Source organism: Chitinophaga sp. CF418 (assembly GCF_900142925.1).
Taxonomy (GTDB): domain Bacteria; phylum Bacteroidota; class Bacteroidia; order Chitinophagales; family Chitinophagaceae; genus Chitinophaga.
Window position 1 is genome coordinate 672,540 of record NZ_FRCN01000001.1, and the last position, 26,144, is coordinate 698,683.

Below are 26,144 nucleotides of genomic sequence, written 5' to 3' on the forward strand. Positions count from 1 at the left end.
AGCTGGCCTTTTCTATTAAAAATGTATGATCCGTCGCAGTTGCAGGTTCGTGACAGGCGATACCACCAGCGGATATTTTTCGATCGTTACGTAACTGGAATCCAGTCCGAAACCACGCTCCTCTGATAAGCTGATCTTTTTCAGGAAGAAGTACATACGCATTACCAAACGCTCATAGAGTGGCAGGTCATTATCGTGCGAAAGGAATTTCTCCATTACGATGAACTGGAAGTCCCCTACTACATTGTTCTTGCTCAGGGATTCGTACCGGCTGGTAATGTTCACTTCCTTGTTACGCACCATATCTTCCACGACCATGCGGAACATCAGGTTGATACGCTGCTCCACTTTAAAGCCCAGTCTGAATTCCACCCTGATCACCTCATTAGGAATGATCGTCTGTACGGAATATTCACTCAGATAAGGCTCATCCACAACGTCCACATGTACAAACCAGTATATATCCGCCCTTTTGGGCTTCTTGTTCAGGATAGAATAAATGATCTTATGCTCGATCTCCTTCGGATTGTCAGCGCTACTCATATACACCAGGTGAGTGGCATATTTGGGGATAGTGCTGTCGTTACTTAGTTCCTGGATCACCGGAAGATGATCTTCCAGCCTTACAAATTCCACGTACCGGTTCTTGATCTTCCTGGATTTAAACCATACCATCATGATCAGGAAGAGGATTCCCGCCACAATTACGGTTACATAACCGCCATGCATGAATTTCACCAGGTTAGCGAAGAGGAAGGAGAATTCCAGGGTAAAATAAATGACCAGGTAGATCAGGATCAGGCTGAGCCGGACCCTCCGCGTATATAGGTAGAAGGCGAACAGACAGGACGTCATCAGCATACAGATGGTGATGGACAATCCATAGGCCGCCTCCATAGAGGAAGACTCCTTAAAGATCAGCACAATAGCCACACAACCCACGAACAACATGGTATTAATACCAGGGATGTATAACTGTCCGCGTTCCTCCGTAGGGTAATTAATCTTTAATTTAGGCCAAAGGTTTAATCGCATTGCTTCTGAAATGAGGGTAAAAGACCCTGATATCAGCGCCTGACTGGCAATAATGGATGCCAGGGTAGCGATCAGCACTCCAAAGATGACAAACCATTCAGGCATAATAGCGAAGAATGGGTTCTGGTCTTTAGGGATGATCTGTCCTTTCTGCGTCAGCAACCAGGCACCTTGTCCGAGGTAGTTCAGGATCAGGCAGGCCTTCACAAAAATCCAGGAAATCCGGATATTTCCTCTACCACAGTGGCCAAGGTCGGAATAAAGGGCTTCAGCTCCAGTGGTACACAGGAATACCGCTCCTAATATCATAAACCCACGGGGATAGGTGGTGAGCAGCTCGATGGCATAGTGGGGGCTGAATGCTTTTAAGACAGCCACGTCATCCACGATGTGCGACAGGCCCAGCAGCCCCAGCATAGAAAACCAGATCACCATAATAGGGCCAAACAATTTGCCGATGGATACGGTACCAAATTGCTGTACTACAAACATTAAAGTGATGATGGTCAGCACGATCTTTACAATTGTGAACTGGCTGAGGTCTTTGAATACTTCCAGGGTCCGTAACCCCTCAATAGCAGATGTAACAGTAATAGGTGGGGTAATGATCCCATCGGCCAGCAGGGCGGCCCCTCCTATCATCCCAAAGATAACGGCCCATTTGGCATGCCTTCTGACCAACGCATATAATGAAAAAATCCCGCCTTCACCTTTGTTATCGGCCCGAAGTGTCAGGATCACATATTTAATCGTCGTTTGTAAAGTCAGGGTCCAGATGATACAGGATATACCACCGATAACCAGGAGATCGCTTACAGGGTTATTGCCTACAATTGCCTTGAAAACGTATAACGGAGAGGTACCAATGTCACCGTAGATAATACCCAAAGCTACTACTAAACCGGCCAGGCTTACCCTGTTAATGTCTTTTCTCACGAAATATGTATTTAATAAAAAAGCCACCAAAGTTAGGTGGAATTGCGGAGATGTACAAATATCAAAAAATCCGCTTATAAAAAAACCCCGTCTCGGTTTGCGCGAGACGGGGCCTTATATCTTCTTAGTGAGACACTATTAGTTAGCAGGAGCTAAATCAACAGTGGAAGACTCACCAGGAGTGTTTTGTTTGATGAAGCGACCGCGATCGATACCTTGTTTATCAGCCAGGTAGTCGATAACTGCATCTACTCTTCTGCTGCTCAGATCAACACCACCTTTTTTACCTTTAGCACCAGCGTGGCCAGTAACCAGGATGTTGCAAGATGGGTTAGATTTCAGTGTGCTAGCAACGCTTGCCAGTACAGCTTCGTTGTCAGTTGCAACTTTGGTAGAGCTACCTTTGAAGCTTACGCTAGGCAGTACCAGTGTGTTACAAGCAGCAGTTATAGGCTGGGTTTTGCAGCACTCAGGATCTGGGCATTTACCAACACCATCAGCGTCAACTGGCTGGCAGTAAGTTGGAGTAACCAGTTGTTTATCCTTGAAGTCAGGAACACCGTCACCATCAGTATCTTTAGCAACACCGTGAACATCAACTGGAGCACCAGCTGGTGTGTTAGGCTCACGATCAAACTGGTCAGTAACACCATCACCATCAGCATCAGGCAGTACCGGAGTAGGCAGCTTCATGTGACGAGGAGCGCTCAGTTCGTTGTAAGCGTAGTTCAGCGGATTTACCCACCATAATGGCTCAACGCGTTTAGCGGAGTTACCCAGGTTGAAGTTCAGACGAATGCTGGTATAGCTGAACGCATCTTTGTGACTGGTATATGGAGAGGAATAACCGTCCAGATAGTCATCAAAGTACAGCGTATATTTCTCTTCGATACCGATGTTGAAACGTTTAGAAATTTTGTACGCGATTCCAGTACCGAAATCAGCGCCATGACGCCACATCTGGTTGTCGTTTTTACGACCGATGTTAGCTCTGTTACCCTGAGATGGAGCGTTCTGCTCGTAATCTCCGTCTAACAGGTTCTTCAGCTGATCCTTGATGTCTTTACGAGGAGCAGAGAAGTTGATGCTGCTGTAGTTATAAGCTGCGCTACCGTTTAACGCATCAACGTCAACGTCGATCAGACCCAGGCTGTAACCACCGAATACATACCAGTTGATTTTAGGCTGTGCCTTGTAGAACAGGATGTTGCTCAGAGAAGCCATCAGGTCAAAAGACAACTGGTGAGCAGCTGTTTTATAGTTAGCTACGATCAGACCATTGTTAGCTGCAGCAGTTGTTGCCCATGCATTGCTACCAGTAGTGATCGCTGGCCTTAATCTGTAATCCAGACCTTTATCGAAGGAACCGGTGTATTCTGCTCTTACAGAGATAGTATGACCCAGAGATTTTCTCAGGGAGATACCACCACCAAAACCTGGTCTAGCTGGGATTGTACCATTGATCAGGTGAAGACCACCATGGAAACCTAATTCCCACATATCGCGAGGTTTCGCAGGGAAATCATACTGGTGGTTGGAAAAGTTGTTCTGTTGGGCCTGTCTTGACGCTGGTACTTTACTTGAATCCAGGGCATCATAAACAGGGGTAACTTGTGCAAAACTGGAGGACGCCGCTAGGAGACTCATAGCGCCTGCCAGTAATAAGTACTTTTTGCTTGCCATAATTGTTTTCTATTTAAAAACTGTTAAAAATTTACTAATAACCCGTTTTTTTACCCAGCAAAGGTAAAATTCTCAAATGAATATTCAAATTTTTGTTACAATATTATTTTCATTGATAACTAGTTAACTACTAGTGCTTAGGCAAAACAAATGTTATACCTTAATTTGACTTGGTATATAACGAATAAGCATATTTGTTATAACTAAAACAAGGTATTGTTAAAGTTATGTTACACCCATATACACAAATTAGGGGCCAATTTGTTAAAATTTGACATTTTAAGCATAGCTTAGCAATCTTTTTAAAGCACCTATGGACGAAATTAAACACCTGATCAGTAAGGAATTACAGGATTTTGAAAGCAAATTCGCTGACGCTGTAAAAAGTCATGTCCCCCTTTTGGACAGGATCATGCATTACATCGTTAAACGTAAAGGCAAGCAGATCAGGCCCATGTTTGTGCTTTTATCTGCCAAACTCTTTAATAATAATATACAGGAAAGCACATATCATGCCGCAGCCTTCGTAGAACTGCTCCATACAGCTACACTCGTTCATGACGATGTGGTAGATGATGCCAATGAAAGAAGGGGCTTCTTCTCCATCAATGCACTGTGGAAAAACAAGATAGCCGTGCTGGTGGGAGACTATCTCCTGTCTAAAGGACTACTACTATCAGTAAATAACAATGAGTTCAAAGCCTTAAAGATCCTCTCGGATGCTGTAAGGGAAATGAGTGAAGGAGAACTCCTGCAGATAGAAAAAACACGTAAGCTTAATATTAAAGAAGACATCTACTTCGAGATCATCCGCCGGAAAACAGCTTCCCTCCTCGCCTCAGCCTGCGCTGCCGGCGCCTGGAGCACCACCAACAACGATGAAACTACCGAGAAAATGCGCCTTTTTGGAGAAAAGGTAGGAGTAGCTTTCCAGATCAAAGACGATCTCTTCGACTATGGCTCCGATAAAATAGGTAAACCTACAGGGATTGATATACGGGAAAAGAAAATGACACTCCCGCTCATCTATACCCTGGAACATGCCACTCCGGATACCAGAAGACATATTATTAATATCGTCAAAAATCACAATACTGATAAAGACCGTGTCGCAGAAGTGATTGACCTGGTAAAAAAATCCGGTGGCATTGAATATACACAACAGAAAATGTTCGAGTACCGCGATGACGCATTGGCTATCCTCCACAGCTTTCCTGAAAATGATATCAGGGCCGGCCTGGAAACATTAGTAAGATATACCACAGATCGTACTTTTTAACCAATAAAAACTTATCTTCCGAGAACAGAACAAGATTCAAACAACTTTAGATACTAACTCACGCATTAATGCAAAAACGCTGGACAGTCCGATCTTATCAACCGAAACAGGAAGCATTGCTCCAGTCGTCTTTGCGTATTCACCCTTTATTATGCAGATTGCTGGTTCAACGGGGTATGCATACCTACGATGAATCACGCCTTTTTTTCCGGCCTACCCTTGCGGATCTGCACGATCCCTGGCTGATGAAAGATATGGATAAAGCAGTCTCCCGTATTGAACAGGCCTTTTTCAGAAATGAAAAGATCCTCGTTTTCGGAGACTATGATGTGGATGGCACTACCGCTGTAGCTACTGTTTTTGACTTTCTGCATTCCTTATATAATAAGATCGAATTTTATATTCCTCACCGGTATAAAGAAGGATACGGCATTTCCAAACAAGGTATAGAATACGCCAGGGACAATGAATTCACCCTGGTGATTGCATTGGATTGTGGCATCAAGGCCATCGATCAGATTACCTGGGCGGCCGACAATGGCATAGACTTTATCATCTGCGACCACCACCTGCCCGATGCAATATTGCCACCGGCAGTTGCCATCCTCAATCCTAAACAATACGACTGTCCTTATCCATATAAAGAGTTAAGTGGCTGCGGCATCGGCTATAAACTGATCTCTGCTTTCGCACAAAAAAGAGGCGTACCGGATGAAAAAGTACATAGTTACCTGGACCTGGTAGCCACCAGTATCGCTGCCGACATTGTACCGATGACGGGAGAGAACCGCGTGCTGGCCTTTCATGGATTAAAGAAAGTAAACTCCGCCCCGCTTCCCGGTATACAGGCATTGATAGAACTGAGCGGATTGAAAGAACAGCTGACCATCTCCAATCTCGTGTTTGTGATAGCGCCTCGCGTCAACGCAGCAGGCAGAATGGATGATGCAAGAAAAGCAGTAAACCTGTTCGTGGAAACAGATAAGGAGAAAGCAATGGAAATTGCCAAAGTGTTGCATGCCGATAACTTTGACAGGAAAGAAATAGATGGCAACATCACCAAGGAAGCAGTTGAATTGCTGCAGAACGATCTTACACTGCAGGATAAAAAATCCACCGTTCTTTATAAACCAGACTGGCATAAGGGCGTAGTAGGTATTGTTGCATCCCGCCTGATCGATAAATATTATTACCGCCCTACTATTATTCTTACGCTGAGTAATGATAAAGTAGCAGGTTCTGCACGCTCAGTCACCGGTTTCAATGTATATGAAGCTATCCACCAGTGTAAGGAGCTTCTTGAGAATTATGGTGGACATTTCTATGCAGCCGGTATGACATTAAAGCCCGAAAATGTTGCTGCATTTCAAAAGAAATTTGAGGAAGTAGTAGCCACTACCATTGATCCGGAACTGCTGGTACCGGAAATACTGATCGATACCGAGATACAACTGAAAGATATTACTCCCGCTTTCTTCAATATCCTGCGGCAGTTTGAGCCATTGGGACCAGAGAACCTACGTCCCGTTTTCCTCGTCAGGAATGTAACCGACAGTGGTTATTCAAGACTTGTAAAGGATGAACACATTAAGTTCTCCGTAAAACAGGGCAAATCACCTAACGCATTAACGGGCATAGGATTCTACATGTCCGAAAAATTCCACATCGTGAACAGTAAACAGCCCTTCGATATGGCCTTTACTATCGATGAAAACGAGTGGAACGGTAAAATGAATCTGCAACTGAAAGTAATTGATATCAGGGCTCACAACTAAGTAATATTACTTATTCCCCTTCTTCTTTCATATAGTCTGACCAGCTATAACAGCTCTACTTTTTCTGTTGCAGCAGCCAGGTATATAACGCGGTATCTGCATATGCTTTTGTCCAGGCATCATGCCCACCGGTAGGATTTTCCGTATACTTAACCAGCTTACTTCCGCATGTCCTCAATGCATTTACCATATCCCGTGAGCCGGCTACGCCTACTGTCGGATCATTTGCATTATGAAACGCCCATACCGGCATATTCTTCAATACACAAGCCTGCGACGGTGTACCTGCGCCACAGATAGGCACAATGGCCGCAAACTTCTCAGGGCTGGTCTGTGCCCAGTTCCAGGTGCCAAATCCACCCATACTTAATCCTGTTAAATAAACACGTGAACTATCCACATGGTATTTCTTCAATACTTCTTTATATAACTGTTGTAAAACATCAGTATTCCACCAGGATGCTGTACACTGCGGAGCGATCATTACAAACTGCTTTCCTGTCACGACCTTAGGCAGACCTACTCTTCTGATCACATCAATGTCGGTCCCGATCTCTCCTACACCATGCAGAAAGATGACGATAGGCCATTTATAAGTCTTTTTCTCATTGTAAGTGTCAGGAATGTAAAGCAGATAATCATCAATATTGCCTCCCTTGTAATCCATTGTCTTTACAGTAATGCCCACGGTCTGAGGGTCAAATACATCTTCTTTGGGAGGATCGGGAATCGTATCCGTTCCATTACCGCCGGGTGTCGCGGCATCATTCTTTTTGGAGCAGGCTACTATATTACCCAATAAAACAAGCAGTAGCACATATACAAATCTCTTAATTATTCTTCTTTTCATATGCGTGGCATAAATGAAAAATCCCGTCTCATGGGCTATGAGACGGGATCCGGGTTGTTATTTTGATATTACAAACCTACTACATTGTTTACTTATATAGCAGATTAATTTTTCTTTTCAGCACTCATTAATTCCACACTTCTGTTCACAAAAGCGGTAAGATCAGCGCCCGTCAGCAGGTTCTGTGATAATAACGCCAGATCTGCCAGATTTCGTACCTGCTTCTGCTGTTTATCATTATCATTTTCGTCGAGGATCTGCAGATAGATCGGATGGTTTGCATTGATGGTCATATTGATCTCATCAGGCATGCTTGCATACCAGCTCATACCGCTTCCGCCTACTGCTGCCATATCTTTCATACGACGCATGAATTCCGGACGGGTTACGATCACCGGTTGAGCATCTGCGCTCAGGCCTCTCAGCTCTACCTTCACATGCTGCTGAGGAATGTGTTCGAACAGCTCCTTCAGTTTGGTTTCCTGATCAGATGTTAATACACTTTCTGATTTTTCATCCCTGTCTATCAGGTGATCTGCTATATCAGCATCCACACGGGTAAACATCATACTATCCCACCTTGGCTCCATATTGTTGATGAACGCAGCATCTACAATAGTATCCAGCTTCACGATCTTATATCCCTTGTTCTTTGCAGCCTGTATATAACTATCCTGCTGTACTGCATTTGTTGCATACAATACCACCAGCTTTCCCTCCTTGTTGGTCTGCAGCGCACTTGTTTCCTGTTTGTATTCTTCCAGTGTATAGAACCTGCCTTCCTCAGTGATATCTTCCATGATCAGGAATTTGTTTCCTTTCTCCTGGAATTTATCATCAGTCATCATACCATATTTGGCAAACAGACCGATGGATTCCCATTTCTCTTCAAAGCTCTTACGGTCATTGCGGAAGATCTCATCCAGTTTATCAGCTACTTTCTTAGTGATATAAGTGCTGATCTTTTTCACATTCGGATCTCCCTGCAGATAACTGCGGCTTACGTTCAGCGGAATATCCGGACTGTCTATCACACCATGCAGCAACATCAGGAATTCAGGAACAATATCCTTCACTTCATCAGTTACGAATACCTGGTTGGAATACAGGCTGATCTTATCTTTCTGTACTTCAAAGGTCTTGCTGATCTTAGGGAAATACAGGATACCTGTCAGGTTGAACGGATAATCCACATTCAGATGGATCCAGAACAATGGCGCCTCTGCGTATGGATATAATTCTTTATAGAAATTCTGATAATCTTCTGCTGTCAGATCACTTGGCTTCTTAGTCCATGCCGGGCTGGTATTATTCAGCTGCTTATCTGCAAATTTTACAGGTACAGGCAGGAATTTACAGAACTTTTCCAGCATAGTCTGGATGCGGTGTTCATCCAGGAATTCTTCACTTTCTTCGTTAATATGCAGCACAATGTCAGTACCACGGCTTTCTTTAGTGGTCTCTTCCAGCATATATTCAGGACTGCCATCACATTCCCAGCGTACGGCAGGTGCTTCTGCCCTGTGTGATTTGGAAAAGATCTCCACCTGGTTACTCACCATGAAGGAAGAATAGAAGCCCAGACCAAAGTGACCAATGATATTGGCGCCATCTGTCTGACCTTTGTATTTTTTCAGGAATTCTTCCGCACCGGAGAAAGCTACCTGGTTGATGTATTTGTCTACTTCTTCGGCAGTCATACCCACTCCCATATCGGAGATGGTCAGCGTCTTTTTCTCTTTATCCAGCGTTACTGTAATTTCAGGGGTGCCCAGCTCACCTTTAAATTCACCGACACTAGCCAGGGTTTTTAGCTTTTGTGTAGCATCAACCGCATTACTCACCAGCTCGCGGATGAAGATCTCATGGTCTGAATAGAGGAATTTCTTAATAATGGGGAAAATGTTCTCTGTCTGAACACGTATTGCTCCTTTCTGCATGGGTGTCAAAATTTTTTAGAATCTTTATGACAAAGGATATGCCATCAGACATTAAGCTGACAAACTGTCCGGCGGAGGGATAAAACCAGCTCTTTTTATACTGTTGCTTCTTCGTTGCTTCTTCGTCGCTTCTTCGATACTTCTTCGACCAAGCGGACTTACCTGCAGAAATGGCACTTTTCCGCCCACCGGCTTAACAAATAAATCATACGAACGGTCCCTCTACTCTAAGACAAATATTGTAGTTTTAGTGTCCTGACCCCGGTGACTGTTGAGATGTATTATGTTTTTACCCAGACCCTCTTTCTAAACCTCTATTTACATGAAAAGACCTTTACTCCTTTTCTTTGCCGCAGTTTGTTTTGCCAATGCCAACGCGCAGACGCAACCTGCTGCCCAGACGCTGCCTTATCAGCAGCCATTCAGTACTCTACCACCCTCATCCACCACCTATCCGGATGGATGGCAGGGTTGGACACTCTCCGGTTCACCTTCAGCCAGTTTTAACGTGCTGCCACCGGCATCCGACAAGGCCCTTGTATCAGGCAGCGCTTCCAGCACTACCAATGGGGTATATAATTACTCCGGAAAACTGGGCTTTCTCAATAGTGGTAGTGTGGATAACTCAGTGGTACTGGGATTGAATACCACTGGCCAGACCAATATTGCTTTCCAGTATGATGTGATGACGCTGCGTAACCCCTATGACGGTACCAGCAACACCCGCATCAATGAAGTGACCCTGCAATACCGCATTGGGAATACCGGCAATTTTACCAATATCACCGGTGTTGAGTACCAGAACAGTACCACTCAGCAAACCGGTTCCGGCGTAACTACGCCGCTGGATTCCGCCCACAGGTCACTTGTACTGCCATCTGCCTGCGATAACCAGCCCCTGGTACAGCTGCGCTGGGTAAACCGCCAGATCAGCGGGGCCGGCTCCCGTCCTTCCTTCGCCATCGACAATATCATGGCAGGCAGCTCAGGGGCAGACGTAACGCCACCGGCTATTGACAGCCTGTTCCCGGCCAATAACAGCACCGGCGTATCACCAGCCTCTCAGCCATCCATCTTCTTCAGCGAAAATATTAAGGCGGGCAATGGCCAGCTGATACTGCATAACGTTACAGCCGGCACACAACAGGTATTCCCGGTGGATAGCGCAGCTGTGATCATCAGCAATAAGACCCTGACATTAGCCGTAACCCTGCAGCCGCAGCATAGCTACTATATCACGCTGGATGATGGTGCAATACTTGACCTCAGCGACAATGTATTTGCAGGGATCACTGACAACAGCACCTGGACATTCAGCACCGGCACCCAGCAGTTGTCATTTGACTTCAACGCCTGCATTACCGGCAGCATCACCGGCGGTTTCAAACAATACAGTGTAACCGGCGCCCAGAAATGGGATTGCACCACCTTCGGACAGAATGGGAACGGTGTACAGATAAACGGCTATAGTGGCGGTCCGATAGAAAATGAGGACTGGCTGATCTCGCCTGCCTTCGATCTTTCCGGTTTTGACTATCCACTGCTGGATTTTGCCAGCCGGACGGCATTCTCCGGCCCTACCCTCCAGCTAATGGTATCCACCAACTATGATGGCGCCAGCAATCCACATACTGCTACCTGGACACCGGTAAACGGACGTTTCCCGGCCCTGTTGTCAGATACCTGGACTGTTTCAGACAGCATCAACCTGGCAGCTTTCAAACAGCCTAATGTATATATCGCTTTTGTATATACTTCTTCCCCTTCCATTGGTGCTGCCCGCTGGACCTTAGATAACTTCAATATCACCAACAGTCCTGAAGCGCCTAAACCATCCCTGGATCTGAATACCCGCAGCATCGACTTTGACTATGTTCCGGCAGGTCAATTATCAGCTCCGCTGCCATTTACCTTCCAGGCCAATGACTTTATTGACAGCCTGGTCCTCACTTCAACTTCAGGCTTCTCTATAGCGAAAGACAGCAATGGCGTATATAGCCAGTCGCTGACCTATCTGCCCGATTCACTCAACGGCCCACGTACCGTATGGGTGAAATTCCAGCCTGCTGCCGCAGACCAGAATTATACCGGCACCATTACTTTCGACAGCGACAGCATCCATGTTCCTGCTATTCAGCTTTCCGGCACTTCTCTCCGCTCGCTGAAAGTAGTGAACTGGAATATCGAGTGGTTCGGCAGCCCTGCACAGAACCCGGCCAATGACAGCCTGCAACAGGCCAATGTGACCACCATCCTCAAAAAGCTGGATGCAGACATCTTTGCACTGGCAGAAGTGGTAGATACCGCCCGCTTCAGAGCAGTAGCCAGTCAGATGCCGGGATACAGCTATATTATATCTGATTTTGGTTCTTATGCAGATAGTATTAAGGATGCTGACTATACTTCTGCCCAGAAACTGGCCTTCCTGTATAAAACATCGGTTATCAAGGGATTAAGCTCTTATGGCGTATTACGCCGGGGTGGCAGCAGCGATGCTTATTATAACTGGTCATCGGGTAGGTTCCCATTCCTCCTGGAAGCCAGGGCTAAGCTGAACAACGACAGCGCCCTGATCCGCTTTGTACTGCTGCACGCGAAAGCCAATACCGGCACTGCCGCAGATAAGATCGAATCCTGGCACAGGCGCAAAAACGGAAACCTGGAACTGAAAGACAGCCTGGATGCACAATATCCGACTGCCAACCTGGTGGTACTCGGCGATTTCAACGACGCACTTGACAAAACCATCACCACAGAACTGGCGCCGGATACTACCACTTCTTACATAGACTTCATTGATGACAGCATCCACTATAAACCGCTGACCCTGCCGCTCAGCTTACAGGGCCAGCAATCTACCGCATCCTTTAACACGGTGATTGACAACGTACTGGCTTCCGATGAAATGGCCCTGAGCTACCTGCCGGGATCTGCCCGTGTAAGGAGAGAAGTAGAAAAACTGGTGAACAGCTATAGCAACACCACTACTGACCACTACCCCGTGCAGACAAGCTATAATCTGCACGTACTGGCGCATCCTGCACCGCTGGAAGACTTCTCTGCCGCAGTTGACACCGGAGATGTGAAACTGACCTGGAGTACTCCTTATGAGCTGAATACAGCCTATTTTGTGGTACAACGTTCCCGTAATCAGCAGCAATTCGAATCTGTAGACACTGTCGCAGCTCATGGCACGACTTCACTGCCAAACAGTTATGTAACATATGATACCCGTCCATGGCTGGGACTTTCTTATTACAGGCTGAAAACAGTAAGTCTGGACGGATCAGTCAGCTACAGCAGCAATGAAAGAGTGATTATTACACTTAAAGATCTGATAAAGAAACTTTTCTGGTGTATTTTTGGCCGCCAGTTGCAGGTGTATCTGGATATAGAAAAACCTGGACAGGCCATCTTACAGTTGGTTGATATGCAGGGTCACGTAAGACAGACTACACTAACTACTGTAAATAAAGGAAGAAATATCAAGACATTGGATATCAGTAACTTGTCTAATGGTGTGTATATCCTGCGCGTACAGAGCAAGGAAGGCATCCAGACAAGCAAGATACTTGTTAACCACTGATCTTTTTGAAAAAGCCATTTTGATCCAGGCCGGCCCGTATTGCAATACGGGCCGGCTTTTTTTTCCCCGCTGGTGTCGAAAGGCCCACCGGGGCATATATTCGCCTGATCCTCCCACGCATATCTTAGGTGTACGAAGTCAGGTATAAAATATTTATCTACTATAAATATTCTTCTTTTATAAACAAGTACAGAACAAAGGTTTTATATAACCTTTGTAAAGGTGCTACTATAGCATGTTTTCGGAGATAACCCATATATAACCCATATATAAGCCATATATGACCCATATATAACCCATATTTAAGAGGTATGGGTTATATATGGGTTATATATGGTTAGATGATAGTTTATAAATGGGTTATAATAATGAATGCACAGATATATCACTAGCTTTGCTTTGGTTCCGGGCTGACTATTTAGCCATAGCCGCCGCATTTTTCATTCTTATGCATTATGTTCCGCAATGGCTGGAATCGGGGGGTGCAACTCCAGGGAGGCGTCCCCCCACCCCCTAAAAACCAATCCCCCGCTTTTATTTGCTGGTGTCAGCAATTTCAGTATCTTTGCACTCCTAATTTTTTTTAACAACATTTAAAAACAGGGAAATTTATGAACTACGAATTGATGGTGATTTTTACCCCTGTGCTGTCTGAGGAAGACTACAAAGCTGCTCAGAAAAAATTCGCTGATCTCATTAAAGAGAACGGCGGAGATGTAACGCACGAAAATCCCTGGGGATTAAAATCACTGGCGTACCCAATCCAGAAGAAGACCACGGGCATGTACCTGGTACTGGAGTACAGCGCGCCATCCGACCTCAATGAGAAGCTGAAAATCCAGCTGAACCGTGACGAAAATGTACTGCGTCACATGATCACAGCATTAGACAAATATGCTGTACAGTACAATGGCCGCAAAAGACATGGCGTGAACGCTGATTCTAAAACCGCAGAAGCTTAAAATTATGGCAGTAAAACAAGAAATTAAGTACTTAACCGCCGTAAAACAAGAGAAACGCGCGAAGAAATATTGCCGTTTCAAAAAGTTAGGCATCCGGTATGTGGATTACAAAGACGCTGAGTTCCTGAAGAAATTCCTGAACGATCAGGGTAAAATGTTACCTCGTCGTATTTCTGGTAACTCTCTGAAATTCCAGCGTAAAGTAGCGCAGGCTATTAAAAAAGCCCGTCAAATGGCTTTGTTACCTTACGTTACTGACCTTTTAAAGTAAACAAACCTACTGGTTTCCTGGTCTGAACCGGGTAATTAAAGGTCCTTAAAACTAATTAACAATGCAAGTAATCTTAATACAAGACGTAGATAACCTGGGCCAGAAAAATGAGCTGGCTTCCGTTAGAAACGGTTATGCCAGGAATTTTCTGATCCCGCAGAAATTTGCGGTAGAAGCCAGCCCTTCTAACCTGAAGCAACTTCAGGAGCGCCTGAAAGTGCAGAAAGCTAAAGAAGAGAAAATGTTGGCTGAAATTGCCAAAGTTGTGGAAGTGCTGAAAGCAGGTCCCGTTAAAATTGGCGCTAAAACCGGTACTTCCGGTAAGATCTTCGGTAGCGTAACTGGTGTGCAGATCGCACGTGCTATTAAAGAGCAGAAAGGTTACGAAATCGATCGTCGCCGCATCCACATCCTGGATGACGTAAAAGAGTTAGGTACTTACAAAGCAAGACTGGATTTCGGTAAAGGCAACGAAGCTGAACTGGAATTCGAAGTAGTAGCTGAATAAGACTATATATTCTTTCCAAAAAATCCCGTCTCGTTCTAAATGAGACGGGATTTTTTTTATGCGGTTATTTTATATTTGCGCCATCATATGAAAAAGTATTTACCTCTATTTTTTATTGCAGGCATGATAGCCGCCTGTAATGGACAAGATATCAGTGATAGCGCTTCAGATACTTCACATATAGAAGAAGCACCCTCAATAGGAAAAGTACCTGTTAATACAGACACCTTCTCTGTCGGCAAAAAGTCTTTTACCATCCATCCGCTGGAACATTCCTCCTTTGATAAACTGCCCGATCCTGATTACGACAGTGCAGAGACCAACCTCCTGAATAAAGATAAAGCACATGTAAAACGTACCGGCGACGCCCTGGAGTTTGCATTGAATAATGGCGAGACACACACCCTTGCCAATAATACCAAAGAAGACGACAAGTACTGTATCTACTTTTATGCCGGTTACCTGCCCGACATTCATCAATACCTCGTTTTTGGTAGTTACTATGAGTCCAGCGACTATGTGCTGATCAACGCCGATAACGGGGATATCACGCATGTATGGGGCATCCCTGTCATCTCTCCTGATCATAGGTATGTTATATGCGCCTCGGTTGACCTGATCGCAGGGTTCAACAACAATGGCTTCCAGCTATTCTCCTACCGCAATAATAAGCTCATTTCCGAGGGTGATGTGCAGTTTGACAAGTGGGGTCCGGGACAAATGAAATGGCTCGATAATAAGACTATTGAGGCCGAATATGTCGTACTTGACAGTGATATGAATGAAGTGCCCAAACCAGTTAAACTGGTAATGAAATAAACGGATCTGTTTTCCGGAAGAAAAGGAACATCATGTACGGTGTTCCTTTTTTTATTTGGTATACCTGTCAATATGGGCGAACATCTTCTCTGCTGCCTCATTGACAACATCTGCTGGTATGGCATGCCAGCCCTTAAAGCTATAAAACTCATGAACAGCACCGGCCTTTTTAAGCATGCTGTCCATGGAGATGGCCTGTGAATAACGCGCCAACGTATCTTCCGTACCATGGATCAGTAAAGCAGGCGGCGTTTGCCCGCTTATATAGGATATAGGACTGGAGGAATGATATAGCTCCGGCTTTTGTTGCGGTGAACCTCCCAGTACATCTACAACCAGCGGTGCTACTCCAGCGCTGCCCTCGTCGAAAAAACGTTTCATGTCATACACACCCATTATACAGACCATTGCCCTGATATATCCCTTCTGATTATGTTTACAACCCTGCAACGCTGCCAGATGAGCACCTGCACTGGTTCCTATCAGTCCTGTGAGAGGGGAAATATGAAAGCTGTCTGCCCGGCTCCAGAGGTATTCCAGGGCGGCATTGATATCCTCTTCTGCCGCCGGAAAGATGTTCCTGCCATCTTTTACCAGCCTGTAATTCAGATTGACATAAGCATAGCGGGCATCCCTGTTCTTCATATTGTTAATATGTGGGGTATAATCCTGCTTATCGCCACCTATCCACCCTCCTCCATGTATCAGAACCATGATATGGGTGATAGCAGGCGTTCGCCCGGCAGGCAGATAAATATCCATGACCTGCTGCGGATCTTGTCCGTAATATTCATTGAGTAATTCCAGGGCTTGCAGGGGAACAATGGTATCTGTGGGAGGTTGCTCTCTGGGCACCGTGTCAGCCGGGACTTGCCGTTCCAGTGGTGAAAACTTTGTACAGGCAGTTCCCAGCGTTATGAAAGCCAGGAATATAAAAGCCCTGCAACAAACTATAGAAGAGACAGGCATGCAGATGGGGATTATGAAGAGATCTACGTAATTACCCCCTCCAGAGATGCAACAAATGCATTAACTTCCTTATAAATCCCCTCAGATGAAAAACACCTTAAGAATATCATTGTTACTGCTGTCAGTCTTGACTTTCGCCTTCTCTGGCAGTCAGGCACAGGTACCGCAGGCCCCACTTTCCAATATTGAAGGTAATGCCCAATCCATTACCAATAAACTGAAAGCGGCGTTGACCTTAACTGAGGCCCAGCAACCAAAGATATTGAACACCGTTACCAACTTCCTGCAACAGCGGGCTACCATCCTTTCACTAAACAATAGTAACCAAAAAGCATACGATACCAAGCTAAAAAGCTTTCAGAACGGCTTCCAAAGGAAACTGAAAACAATCCTCACGCCAGAGCAATTCACTGGTTTCCTGGAGCTGAAACCAGTGAATAATGACATGACCAACGTCCTGTCACAATTATTTTATTAGCGATCAACTCCAGGCTTTACGCAGGAACCTTAACCAGTTACCGTGCATAATGTTATCAATATCCGCTGCGGAATATCCTCTCTTTGCAAATAAAGCAGGTATCTTCTGCAGGTCGGCGATCGTTTCCAGGTCATAAGGGCTTTGCTCTTTTCCGAAAGCGCCGTCCAGGTCTGACCCTATCCCTACATGTAATGCATTGCCAGCCAGCTGGCAGATGTGGTCCATATGATCGACCAGTACATCCAGGGAAGCTCCCATTTCCTTAGGCTGAGACACCCCTCTTACCCATCCGGGCACCATCATCCAGGCATCCATGGCACCACCAATGACAGCTCCCCGGCTGATCAGTTCTTTGATCTGCTCGTCAGAAAACTGCCGGTTATGATTGACCAATGCACGTACATTGTTATGGCTCGCCCATACATGGCCATGGAAATGCTCCATTGCTTCCCAGAAACTATCGTCACATAAATGCGTAGCATCCAGGATGATGTTCAGTCTTTCCATTTCCTTCAACAGGGCATGTCCCTTAGGTCCCATAAAACCAGTGGCATCCGTTCCCTGTGCATAACGGCCGGGGCCATAATGCGCAGGACCTACTGCACGTAGCCCATTGTCATAAGCACGCTGCAGGTAGCTGATATCAACAATTGAATCCGCTCCTTCCAGGCTGAGGATATAACCAATCGGTTTGCTGGTGTTGGGCGTGCCATCGTTCCACAGGGCCAGATGTTTCTCCAGGGCTGCCAGATTGGTGATCTGGACCATTTCTCCTGCATCTTCCATCGCTTTGTACCAGGCCAACTGTCCCTGTGTCTGGGCCCATGCCTGTTCGGGTGAGAACCAGCCGGGTAAGGGGTTGTCAAGGGCTACGAAACGCGCTATCTGGGTAGCTACTACCAGTCCGATATTTCCTTTGCGCAACTCAGGGAATGACACCACTCCTTTCGCACGATCCGGTTTGTCTGTCAATCCTGCCTCACGTTTCCTGATATCTTCTACCGGCAATCGCAGGTTACGGTTCCATTCCATCGCATTCATGCTCAGATCAAGATGCGCGTCTATTATAAACATGTCAGTATTCTTTTTTGATAAGTTAGATCATGATCTTTCTGTCCCGGGCTATTACTTTCCAGTAGGCCACACAATTATTACCTTCCACAACTCCTACACGATCGTGCAAAGCCACGGTCGGACAAATGTGTACCGGAATGCCATAGAACACCGTACCTACAGGATATAAGGAAGTATCCGGCACTTTAACAACCATGTGCTCTTCACTATGTCCCTGTGGTACTGCATCAGGTACATCCAGGAAAAGCACTCTCGGTTGAGGCATTTCAGACGCAATAGATTTATGTCCGAGGTCCACACAGAGGTGTTGATCATCAATGATAGAGATCACCCTGGTAACCACTACAGCCGCATATACAAAGTCCTGTTCAGGAAGTTCCCGCCGGTATCCCCAGTCCCAGAAGATGAAGGTACCGGGGCTGCATTCAACACCGGGGCGCTCTGCATGAAATGCATAAGTAGGTGTGCCGCCTGCAACGATCTGCGGAGCTTCCGCTCCCGCAGCAGTAATAGCGGCCGCCAGGGTAGTGACAGGTGCATAACCTGCATTACATTTCTCCTTGCGTACTGCAACATCTGTATCATGCAGATGACCATCATATGCATGTAAACCAACAGGAGTAATTCCCGGCATATGCTGCAGTTCCTGATAGAGCTCAAATGCTGCATCGCCTACAGGAATACCCGTCCTGTTCATACCTATATTCAGATCAATATATACAGGAATATTGCGTTGCGCAGTGAGGAACAAGGCGGCGATAGCCATAGCGGCTGTACGGTTGTCCACGAGGCAGGAGTACTTTGTATCAGGATACTGTTCCACTACCTGCAGCAACCGGTTAATCTTCGGACCGACGGGCTGATAAGCCAGTAATACATCCGCAGCACCAGCCAATCCCAGCATTTCTGCTTCGGCAATAGTGGCACACTTGAACTTATTGATACCCTCTTCCTTCAGCAACTGCACGGCTTCTATCATTTTACTCGTCTTGATATGCGGCCGCAAACGCTGTACATCTCCTATTGTCTGTTTTAACAGCAGGATGTTCTCACGCATACGCTCGGGGAAAACGAGCACCGCAGGAGTATCAACAGTATTGATATTGTGTAATTCGTACCAATGCATGATCGTAAATTAAGACCCGGAATGAAGTACCAGCTATTGAAAACAGCAATGGACTCCACACCTGATGATTTAGTGAAGTTCAAACAGTGCTTCGATTTCCACAGGAATGTTATCAGGCAATGAACCAAAGCCTACCGCGCTGCGTACGCCAATGCCATTTTCTTCACCCCATACTTTTGCAAACAATTCGCTGCAACCATTGATAACGTAAGGATGACGGCCAAAGTCAGGTGTACAGTTCACCATACCCAATACTTTGATCACACGTTTTACTTTGTCCAGGCTACCCAGGTTAGCTACAATGGTAGACAACATCGTGAGGCCCACCTGTCTTGCAGCCAGCTTACCCTGATCCATATCGAAATCAACACCAATACGGCCAATGATCAGGCTCTTATCATCCTGTACAGGACCATGACCGGACAGATACAGGTATTTGCCATCTACGAGGCAAGGTTTGTATACGCCCAATGGCGCCGGTGCTGGTGGTAATGATAATCCTAATGCTTCAAAATTTTCTGTTGGTGTCATAGATCACTGTTTTGCTTATAAGTTAGATAAAGAGGTTTAAGATCAGACACCCGATCAGTCCTACAACAGAAACGATCGTTTCCATGATTGACCAGGTTTTGAAAGTATCTTTCACTGACAAATTAAAATATTCCTTGAACATCCAAAAACCACCGTCATTCACATGAGAGAACATGAGGCTTCCTGCTCCGGTGGCCAGTACCATCAGGCTTGGGTGTACTGTTGTGCCCACTACTAATGGCGCTACAATACCTGCCGCCGTTAATCCCGCTACAGTAGCTGATCCTACGCTTACACGGATCAGTGCGGCAATGGTCCACGCCAGTATCAGCGGATTCATATGCATGCTGCCTAATCCCTCTTTTATCACATCACTTACCTTACTGTCCAGCAGCATCTGCGTCAGTGCACCGGAACCTCCAATGATAAGGATAATGACAGATACATCGCGGATAGCATCTTCCATAGTGCCCATCACCTTTTTGATTGGCCATCCCCTGCGGATACCGAGTACATATGCGCCATTGAGCACTGCCAGTAACATCACGATCACAGGGTCTCCCAACCAGCTGGCAATATTAAAGGCAACACTGTCAGGCGCGGCCTTCAGCTTCAGCAGTGAAGTAGCGGCCAGTAGCAATACGGGCAGCAATGCCGCCAGAATACTTGTAGCCATACCCGGTAACTGGTCATCCGGCAAGGCAGCTGTGGTGAACAGCTGCGCGGGTTCCTGTGTATATTTTTTGAGGAAACGGCTGAAGACAGGACCTGCCAGAACAATGGCCGGAACAGCCACCAGGAGGCCATATAACAGCGTTATTCCCATATTGGCATGGAAGGCTCCAACTAAAGCTGTAGGCGAAGGATGCGGTGGTAAATAGCCATGTGTGACCGACAATGAGGCCAGCATCGGAATACCCAGGTATACTGCTGGCAATTTAGTGCGCGCTGCCACTGTGAAGATCAGCGGCACCATCAGTACGAAACCGATATTATAAAACAAAGGGATGCCGACAATAAAACCCGTCAGCATCAGTGACCACTGTACATATTTACGTCCGAACACCTGCATCAATCCATTGGCAATCCTTTGTGCAGCACCGCTTTCAGCTACCAGTTTACCCAGCATACTGCCAAACACGATAATGATAACGAGTGAGCCCAGGGTTTTGCCGATCCCTGTCTGGATAGATTGGGTAATATCAGCAATAGACATTCTCTGTGCAGGTTCCCTGACGACGTTCAGCGCCAGGCCCATAAACAGGCATACGATCAGGAATGCAATGAATGTATTTAACCGGAAATAAGCTACCAGAAGTACCAGCAGCAGGATGGAAGCAAATACTACACCTAATAAAGCCATGAATTAGTTGGATGTTGGCAATAGCCTGTTAATTATTCGTAACGTAGTGCAACTATCGGATCCAGACGCGAAGCCTTAATGGCAGGATAAATACCTGATACAAGCCCCACAGCCGCACAGATCACTATCCCTGTCGTTATCCATAACCACGGAATGATAAAATCGGTTTTCAATAACAATGATACAATGTTTCCTACCAGCATTCCTAATATCACACCCAGCAAACCACCCAACAGACTGATGATAACAGCCTCGTACAGGAACTGCTGCCATATCACTTTCCTGGTGGCGCCCAGCGCCTTGATAACACCTATTTCACGGGTACGCTCTGCAACGGACACCAGCATGATGTTTGTCAGACCGATAGCAGAACCAAACAATGTGATCGCACCGATCAGAACGGCAGCAAATACTACCACACCTAACAGGTTAAACAGCATCTCTGCAACACTGTCACTTTTATTGATATAAAAATTCTCTTCTTCCTTGAGCGTGAGATGACGAATGACCCTGAAGAGGCCAGTAGCCTCGCCTATGGCAGCTTCCATTTTGGTGATATCTTTTACAGAAACACCCAGATTGTATGTCACATTCGGACGGTCAAATATTCTGCGTGTATTATTCACCGTTGTAATAACCACATTGTCGGCACTCATAAAACCGCTGTTACCTTTCGGCTGTAATACACCTACAACGCGGTAACGCACATTTCCTACACGGATGCTGCTGTTAACTACATTCCGCAGGTTATCGCCGAACAGCTTCTTCGCTACATCCATACCCAGCAAGGCCACATTCCTGCCAGACTCCACATCCAGCAGGTTCAGGTTACGGCCGTCACGCAGCGTATAATTGGACAAAAGCAGATAGTTCTCATCCCCTCCTATCACGCGTACGTTGGGGTTGGTCTTTTTGTCGTCTTTATACACAGTGGCATTCCCTGTAGCATTGGTTGACAAGCTTACCACAGCAGGGAAGGCATACTGTTGTTTAAAGTCCATAGCTTCCTTGTAAGTAATGGGAATATTACTATTGGACGTTTTTACTTTGGATTTTTTGTCGCCTTTTGTTGCTCCTCCGCCACCACCAATGCGTATCCTCAATGCCCTGCTCTGAATATTGAAGCTGTTGGCTCCCATATTGGCAAAGCTGCTATAGATACTGTTTTTCATACTGTCTATGGCGGTAAAAATGCCTACCAGGGCCATAATACCAAAACCAATGATGGCTACAGTGAGCCCTGCGCGCAAACGATTGCCACTAACAGAGCGAAAGGCGAGGGAAAATGTGTCACGGAACTGCATGATTTAAAGTTAATAAAAAGTTTTTTTCCGCTACTTTTATTATACAAATGGCCCGATGCCTAATCTTCCCACCATAAAAGAAATTGCCAAAAGGCTGAACCTGGCTGCTTCGACCGTTTCCAGAGCCCTGCACAATCATCCGCGTATCGGGTTGAGAACCAGGATGAAAGTACAGGAGCTGGCCCGGGAACTGCAATATGAGCCCAACCAGACCGCCATTTTCTTCCAGCAGAAAAAAACTTTTACGCTTGGTATTGTATTGCCCGAATTGTCGGAAGCCTTCTTCTCTGCCGCCATCAGCGGTATAGAAGATACGGCCAATAAGAGCAATTATATGGTGCTGCTGGGGCAATCCCATGATGATACAACGCGGGAGCAGAAGATCGTGGAAATAATGAAGAATCACCGGGTGGATGGCTTGCTGGTTTCCCTGGCCAAGAATACAGTGAATTACGCACATTTTGAGATGCTGCGGAAGTATAATATACCTGTCGTATTCTTCGACCGTATTCCCAATATGCCCAGCATTCACTATGTGGCCTCAAACATGGAATCGGGTACTATACAGGCCGTCTCACTTTTATTGCAACGGGGACACCGCGTCATTGGGATGATCAACGGTCCGGAAAAACTGACTGCCAGCCAGCAACGTACTACAGGCTATCAGAAAGCCATGCAGTTACAGCGGTTAAAATACGACGCCAGTCTCAATGTGAACGCTGATCTCACCAAAGAAAGCACCCGCAACGCAATGCAGCAACTGCTGGCACATAAAAGAAAGGTTACCGCTATCGTAGCCTTTAATGACTACGTATCACAGGATGCCGTGCAGTATGCACTTGAACAAGGCCTGGAGATCAATAAGGACCTTACCTTCGTCAGTTACGCCAATCTGCCCCTGAGTAGCTATATGGCTTTTCCACCGCTGGCTTCCGTAGAACAGTATCCCTACCTCCAGGGACAAAGAGCCACAGAGATCCTGCTGGATCTCCTGTCAGGAAAATTGCCCCTGGACCAATATCAACAGATTGTGATCGATTCCCGGCTGGTGATCGCCCCAGGCAGATAAATTTGCGCAACCGTTTGTCCAGCTATTCTCTCAATTCTTATCATTATGTTTGAAGCATCGCAATTTTATCAACCAGCAATGCAGGATATATTAACAGCTTATGGATTAGTGATGGAAGAATGCCGCATACAGGCATTCGGCAGTGGGCTTATCAATGCCACCTGGAAAGTATCTAATGGCGATAAAACCTACATCCTGCAACGCATCAATCACCAGGTGTTTAAAAAACCTGCGCTGATTGCACAGAACATCAGCGCGATAGGACATTACCTGGATAAACATCATCCTGATTATTTCTTTGTGCAGCCGGTATTGACTACAGACAAGCAGGATATGGTCATTACGCCGGAAGGAGAATATTTCCGCCTGCAGCCATTTGTGGCCAACTCACACAGTTATGATGTGGTGAACAATGAGCAGCTGGCATATGAAGCAGCCAGGCAGTTCGGACGTTTTACCAGGTTATTGTCAGGTATTGATACCAACGAGATACAGGTTACTCTGCCGGACTTTCATAACCTTACTTTACGTTATGCCCAGTTCGAGCAGGCTGTGAAACAAGGCAATCCTGCCCGTATTGCGGAAGCGGGGAACGACATCAATACTATCCGCAGATATAAATATCTGACAGAAATATTCACGTCTATTCAGCATAGCCCTTACTTTAAAATAAGAGTGATGCACCATGATACGAAGATCAGTAATGTGCTGTTCGATGCTGATAACAAAGGCATCTGTGTGATAGATCTGGATACCGTAATGCCGGGTTATTTTATCAGTGATTTCGGAGATATGATGCGTACCTACCTCTCTCCTGCCAGTGAAGAAGAAACGGATCTCAGTAAGGTGAAGGTGAGAAAGGAATATTATACAGCGATCGTGAATGGATACCTCAGTGAAATGAAAGATGAACTGAGTGTTACAGAACAGGCGCACCTTGTGTATGCAGGGCAGTTTATGGTCTATATGCAGGCTATCCGTTTTCTGACGGATTACTTCAACAATGATATCTACTATGGAGCAAAATATGAGCAACATAACCTGTTGCGGGCGAGGAACCAGCTTACTTTACTGGAAAGTATCACTCAACAGGAGCAAACTCTCTCTTCTGTGGCGGCACACTAACGCCACTTCGTTTGAAAAGCAGCACCAATAAAAAAACCGGCCAGGTGGCCGGTTTTTCCATTTTATCTTAATCTTAAATAAGCTGTAATAATAGTCCGGGGAAAATACCCAACAGTATCACGATGGCTGCTGTGATGATGAGCATCACCTTGAAGCCGCCGGTGATAGGCACTGTTGCCGGTTCACCCTGTTTGAAGTACATCGCAATGATGACACGGAAATAATAGTAAGCACTGATGGCAGCACAGATCACGGCTACAATGACCAGCCATAAGAGGTTACCCTGCTGTATAGCGGCTGTCAGCACAAAGTATTTAGCGAAGAAACCAGCTGTAAGCGGGATACCTGCCAGTGAGCATACAAAGATGGTGGTGGTAATAGCCAGCACAGGTTGTGTACGCGCAAGACCATTGAAACCATCGAAGGTGTAATCTTTCAGTTTGATCATCACAGCGAAGATACCGATGGTAGCAACGCTGTAAGCAGCTGCATACAACACGATACCCTGTGTAGCATATGTGTTCATGGACACTACCGCCAGCAGCATGAAACCTGCCTGAGCGATACTGGAGTAAGCCAACATACGCTTTACGCTCTGCTGGAATACTGCTGTGAAGTTACCGATGATCAGGGTAGCGGCTGTGATGATAGCCAGCAGCAACTGCCAGTCGGCAGTGATGCGCTCACCGATGAACGCGCCATGGAAGATCCTGATGAAAGCGATGAAACCACCTGCCTTTACCACGGTTGCCATGAAAGAGGTGAATACGGTTGGTGAACCGTCATATACGTCAGGCGTCCAGAAGTGGAACGGCGCTGCAGATACTTTGAATGATAATGCAAAAGCCACCAGAATGATACCGCACAGGGCCAGTGTATTCACTTTGCCGGCGCCCAGTCCCAGGTCAGCTACATTAAAAGTACCGGTAGCTCCATAGATGAGCGTGATACCCATCAGCAGGATGCCGGTAGAGAAAGAGCCCATCAGGAAATATTTCAGGGAAGCCTCACTGCTTTTTGGCGTCTTTTTATCGCTGCCTGCCAGTATATACTGTGGAATAGAAATGATCTCTATTGCCAGGAAAAGCATTAATAAACTGCTGAAAGTAGAAGCTAAAGTGATACCTGAAAGGATGAAAAAGATCAGCGCGAAATAATCCGCCACGTGCTCTCCTACATTCTCAAATGCGCTGCCCGAAAGCAGGAAGTAGATCAGTGTAGCGCCCAATGCAATGGCATTGAACAGAATGCTGAAACGGCTGATAGTGATCATGCCGTATAGTGTACGGTCACCTGCTTCAATGGTGGATAACTCAGCCAGGTTGGCTACCAGACAAGCCAGCAGAACAACAATGGCTATAAACTTAATGCGCTGCTTATTACTTACAAATAAACCCGCAAACATCATTACAACGCCCGATAAAGCAGTAGATATTAATGCATTCATATTCCTGTGTTACG

General features: G+C 46.0%; 21 protein-coding genes. 10 read left to right on the forward strand and 11 right to left on the reverse strand.

What is annotated here, in order from left to right:
* Positions 1-15: 15 nt before the first annotated feature.
* Positions 16-1,971 (reverse strand): KUP/HAK/KT family potassium transporter, encoded by a 1,956-nt coding sequence (locus F3I09_RS02765; protein ID WP_188133658.1) that lies wholly within the window; start codon positions 1,969-1,971, stop codon positions 16-18.
* Positions 1,972-2,109: 138 nt separating this feature from the next.
* Positions 2,110-3,654 (reverse strand): OmpA family protein, encoded by a 1,545-nt coding sequence (locus F3I09_RS02770; protein ID WP_149693506.1) that lies wholly within the window; start codon positions 3,652-3,654, stop codon positions 2,110-2,112.
* A 313-nt stretch (positions 3,655-3,967) separates the two neighbouring features.
* Between F3I09_RS02770 and F3I09_RS02775 the strand changes: the two genes are divergently transcribed.
* A complete protein-coding gene (locus F3I09_RS02775) occupies positions 3,968-4,933 on the forward strand; it encodes a polyprenyl synthetase family protein (RefSeq protein WP_149693507.1) in 966 nt (321 codons plus the stop codon).
* Between the two features lie 68 nt (positions 4,934-5,001).
* Positions 5,002-6,708, forward strand: coding sequence for a single-stranded-DNA-specific exonuclease RecJ (recJ, locus tag F3I09_RS02780; RefSeq protein ID WP_149693508.1), 1,707 nt, complete (start codon positions 5,002-5,004; stop codon positions 6,706-6,708).
* Between the two features lie 55 nt (positions 6,709-6,763).
* Here recJ and F3I09_RS02785 read toward each other — a convergent pair whose 3' ends face one another.
* Both F3I09_RS02785 and htpG read right to left on the reverse strand, forming a co-directional pair.
* Positions 6,764-7,558, reverse strand: a complete 795-nt coding sequence (locus tag F3I09_RS02785) for an alpha/beta hydrolase-fold protein (RefSeq protein WP_149693509.1) — start codon at positions 7,556-7,558, stop codon at positions 6,764-6,766.
* A 104-nt stretch (positions 7,559-7,662) separates the two neighbouring features.
* On the reverse strand, positions 7,663-9,498 hold the full coding sequence (htpG, locus tag F3I09_RS02790; RefSeq protein ID WP_149693510.1) for a molecular chaperone HtpG: 1,836 nt from the start codon (positions 9,496-9,498) through the stop codon (positions 7,663-7,665).
* Positions 9,499-9,820: 322 nt separating this feature from the next.
* Between htpG and F3I09_RS02795 the strand changes: the two genes are divergently transcribed.
* From F3I09_RS02795 to F3I09_RS02815, 5 genes are all read left to right on the forward strand, one after another.
* Positions 9,821-13,084, forward strand: a complete 3,264-nt coding sequence (locus tag F3I09_RS02795) for an Ig-like domain-containing protein (protein ID WP_149693511.1) — start codon at positions 9,821-9,823, stop codon at positions 13,082-13,084.
* Between the two features lie 611 nt (positions 13,085-13,695).
* Entirely contained in the window at positions 13,696-14,046 is a 351-nt protein-coding gene (gene rpsF, locus F3I09_RS02800) for a 30S ribosomal protein S6 (protein WP_106601492.1), read from the forward strand.
* 4 nt (positions 14,047-14,050) lie between these two features.
* A complete protein-coding gene (gene rpsR / locus F3I09_RS02805) occupies positions 14,051-14,317 on the forward strand; it encodes a 30S ribosomal protein S18 (protein WP_106601493.1) in 267 nt (88 codons plus the stop codon).
* 61 nt (positions 14,318-14,378) lie between these two features.
* Positions 14,379-14,825: a 50S ribosomal protein L9 gene (gene rplI, locus F3I09_RS02810; protein ID WP_149693512.1), complete on the forward strand. Its 447-nt coding sequence runs from the start codon at positions 14,379-14,381 to the stop codon at positions 14,823-14,825.
* An 87-nt stretch (positions 14,826-14,912) separates the two neighbouring features.
* Entirely contained in the window at positions 14,913-15,644 is a 732-nt protein-coding gene (locus F3I09_RS02815; protein ID WP_149693513.1) for a hypothetical protein, read from the forward strand.
* Between the two features lie 51 nt (positions 15,645-15,695).
* Here F3I09_RS02815 and F3I09_RS02820 read toward each other — a convergent pair whose 3' ends face one another.
* Positions 15,696-16,613 (reverse strand): alpha/beta hydrolase, encoded by a 918-nt coding sequence (locus F3I09_RS02820; RefSeq protein ID WP_149693514.1) that lies wholly within the window; start codon positions 16,611-16,613, stop codon positions 15,696-15,698.
* A gap of 85 nt (positions 16,614-16,698) precedes the next feature.
* On the opposite strand from F3I09_RS02820, the gene F3I09_RS02825 reads away from it, so the two are divergent.
* A complete protein-coding gene (locus tag F3I09_RS02825; RefSeq protein ID WP_149693515.1) occupies positions 16,699-17,091 on the forward strand; it encodes a hypothetical protein in 393 nt (130 codons plus the stop codon).
* Between the two features lie 3 nt (positions 17,092-17,094).
* Here F3I09_RS02825 and F3I09_RS02830 read toward each other — a convergent pair whose 3' ends face one another.
* From F3I09_RS02830 to F3I09_RS02850, 5 genes are all read right to left on the reverse strand, one after another.
* Positions 17,095-18,165, reverse strand: coding sequence for a dipeptidase (locus F3I09_RS02830; RefSeq protein ID WP_149693516.1), 1,071 nt, complete (start codon positions 18,163-18,165; stop codon positions 17,095-17,097).
* Positions 18,166-18,187: 22 nt separating this feature from the next.
* Positions 18,188-19,291 carry a D-TA family PLP-dependent enzyme gene (locus tag F3I09_RS02835; protein ID WP_149693517.1) on the reverse strand — a complete coding sequence of 368 codons (1,104 nt, stop codon included), beginning with the start codon at positions 19,289-19,291 and terminating at the stop codon, positions 18,188-18,190.
* 69 nt (positions 19,292-19,360) lie between these two features.
* Positions 19,361-19,822, reverse strand: coding sequence for a RidA family protein (locus tag F3I09_RS02840; protein WP_149693518.1), 462 nt, complete (start codon positions 19,820-19,822; stop codon positions 19,361-19,363).
* Positions 19,823-19,844: 22 nt separating this feature from the next.
* Entirely contained in the window at positions 19,845-21,185 is a 1,341-nt protein-coding gene (locus F3I09_RS02845) for a gluconate:H+ symporter (protein WP_149693519.1), read from the reverse strand.
* A 32-nt stretch (positions 21,186-21,217) separates the two neighbouring features.
* Positions 21,218-22,489, reverse strand: a complete 1,272-nt coding sequence (locus tag F3I09_RS02850; RefSeq protein ID WP_149693520.1) for an ABC transporter permease — start codon at positions 22,487-22,489, stop codon at positions 21,218-21,220.
* A gap of 55 nt (positions 22,490-22,544) precedes the next feature.
* Here F3I09_RS02850 and F3I09_RS02855 point away from each other — a divergent pair, with 55 nt between their 5' ends.
* Both F3I09_RS02855 and F3I09_RS02860 read left to right on the forward strand, forming a co-directional pair.
* On the forward strand, positions 22,545-23,558 hold the full coding sequence (locus F3I09_RS02855; RefSeq protein ID WP_149693521.1) for a LacI family DNA-binding transcriptional regulator: 1,014 nt from the start codon (positions 22,545-22,547) through the stop codon (positions 23,556-23,558).
* A gap of 45 nt (positions 23,559-23,603) precedes the next feature.
* A complete protein-coding gene (locus F3I09_RS02860) occupies positions 23,604-24,683 on the forward strand; it encodes a phosphotransferase enzyme family protein (RefSeq protein ID WP_223233112.1) in 1,080 nt (359 codons plus the stop codon).
* A 73-nt stretch (positions 24,684-24,756) separates the two neighbouring features.
* On the opposite strand, the gene F3I09_RS02865 is transcribed toward F3I09_RS02860, so the two are convergent.
* Entirely contained in the window at positions 24,757-26,130 is a 1,374-nt protein-coding gene (locus tag F3I09_RS02865; RefSeq protein WP_149693523.1) for an NADH-quinone oxidoreductase subunit N, read from the reverse strand.
* Positions 26,131-26,144: the final 14 nt, after the last annotated feature.

Bases quoted from the DNA above. Each gene is read 5' to 3' on its own strand.
- F3I09_RS02860 (WP_223233112.1), top strand. From the start codon at position 23,604: ATGTTTGAAGCATCGCAATTTTATCAACCAGCAATGCAGGATATATTA.
- F3I09_RS02855 (WP_149693521.1), top strand. From the start codon at position 22,545: ATGCCTAATCTTCCCACCATAAAAGAAATTGCCAAAAGGCTGAACCTG.
- F3I09_RS02845 (WP_149693519.1), bottom strand. From the start codon at position 21,185: ATGGCTTTATTAGGTGTAGTATTTGCTTCCATCCTGCTGCTGGTACTT.
- F3I09_RS02850 (WP_149693520.1), bottom strand. From the start codon at position 22,489: ATGCAGTTCCGTGACACATTTTCCCTCGCCTTTCGCTCTGTTAGTGGC.
- recJ (WP_149693508.1), top strand. From the start codon at position 5,002: ATGCAAAAACGCTGGACAGTCCGATCTTATCAACCGAAACAGGAAGCA.
- htpG (WP_149693510.1), bottom strand. From the start codon at position 9,498: ATGCAGAAAGGAGCAATACGTGTTCAGACAGAGAACATTTTCCCCATT.
- F3I09_RS02825 (WP_149693515.1), top strand. From the start codon at position 16,699: ATGAAAAACACCTTAAGAATATCATTGTTACTGCTGTCAGTCTTGACT.
- F3I09_RS02830 (WP_149693516.1), bottom strand. From the start codon at position 18,165: ATGTTTATAATAGACGCGCATCTTGATCTGAGCATGAATGCGATGGAA.
- F3I09_RS02775 (WP_149693507.1), top strand. From the start codon at position 3,968: ATGGACGAAATTAAACACCTGATCAGTAAGGAATTACAGGATTTTGAA.
- F3I09_RS02820 (WP_149693514.1), bottom strand. From the start codon at position 16,613: ATGCCTGTCTCTTCTATAGTTTGTTGCAGGGCTTTTATATTCCTGGCT.
- F3I09_RS02815 (WP_149693513.1), top strand. From the start codon at position 14,913: ATGAAAAAGTATTTACCTCTATTTTTTATTGCAGGCATGATAGCCGCC.
- F3I09_RS02835 (WP_149693517.1), bottom strand. From the start codon at position 19,291: ATGCATTGGTACGAATTACACAATATCAATACTGTTGATACTCCTGCG.
- F3I09_RS02865 (WP_149693523.1), bottom strand. From the start codon at position 26,130: ATGAATGCATTAATATCTACTGCTTTATCGGGCGTTGTAATGATGTTT.
- F3I09_RS02795 (WP_149693511.1), top strand. From the start codon at position 9,821: ATGAAAAGACCTTTACTCCTTTTCTTTGCCGCAGTTTGTTTTGCCAAT.
- rplI (WP_149693512.1), top strand. From the start codon at position 14,379: ATGCAAGTAATCTTAATACAAGACGTAGATAACCTGGGCCAGAAAAAT.
- F3I09_RS02840 (WP_149693518.1), bottom strand. From the start codon at position 19,822: ATGACACCAACAGAAAATTTTGAAGCATTAGGATTATCATTACCACCA.
- rpsR (WP_106601493.1), top strand. From the start codon at position 14,051: ATGGCAGTAAAACAAGAAATTAAGTACTTAACCGCCGTAAAACAAGAG.
- F3I09_RS02785 (WP_149693509.1), bottom strand. From the start codon at position 7,558: ATGAAAAGAAGAATAATTAAGAGATTTGTATATGTGCTACTGCTTGTT.
- F3I09_RS02770 (WP_149693506.1), bottom strand. From the start codon at position 3,654: ATGGCAAGCAAAAAGTACTTATTACTGGCAGGCGCTATGAGTCTCCTA.
- rpsF (WP_106601492.1), top strand. From the start codon at position 13,696: ATGAACTACGAATTGATGGTGATTTTTACCCCTGTGCTGTCTGAGGAA.